At 43.3% G+C, this 450-nt stretch carries 1 rRNA gene; it reads right to left on the bottom strand.

The window, feature by feature from the left end:
- Window positions 1–219: 219 nt before the first annotated feature.
- Window positions 220–334 (bottom strand): 5S ribosomal RNA (gene rrf / locus BGP78_RS20690).
- Window positions 335–450 lie beyond the last annotated feature (116 nt).

Here is a 450-nt window from a genome sequence, read left to right as displayed (position 1 = left end):
CGTCAGGAAGACAACAAGGTGGGCGTAATCAAAACCCCACCTCTAAATATAAGACTGCCGTCTCCCTGAATTCATTTCAGGGTCCATTGTCTTTAACTATCCTTCATGCATGGTGACCTAAAACACCCTTCCTAATCCCCATTTTTCTCAAATCCCTTTTCCTAAACCCCAAACGCAAAAAACCCGTCGCATCTCTGCAACGGGTTTCTCTAATTTAATGCCTGGCAATGTTCTACTTTCACATGGCAACTGCCACACTATCATCGACGCTGTTTCGTTTCACTTCTGAGTTCGGCATGGGGTCAGGTGGGTCCAAAACGCTATTGTCACCAAGCAAATCTGGTGTGTTAACTCGCTGTCGCAAGCCAACTAAATCTGGAATTCTGATAAATATTAGTCAATCTATGACCAATTCTGTAAAACGCTACTTTAGTAACACTAACTTCTGTC

The sequence above is a fragment of the Pseudoalteromonas sp. MSK9-3 genome, from assembly GCF_003590335.1.
In the GTDB taxonomy this organism is placed as follows: domain Bacteria; phylum Pseudomonadota; class Gammaproteobacteria; order Enterobacterales; family Alteromonadaceae; genus Pseudoalteromonas.
This window is presented reverse-complemented; position numbering and strand designations above follow the sequence as displayed.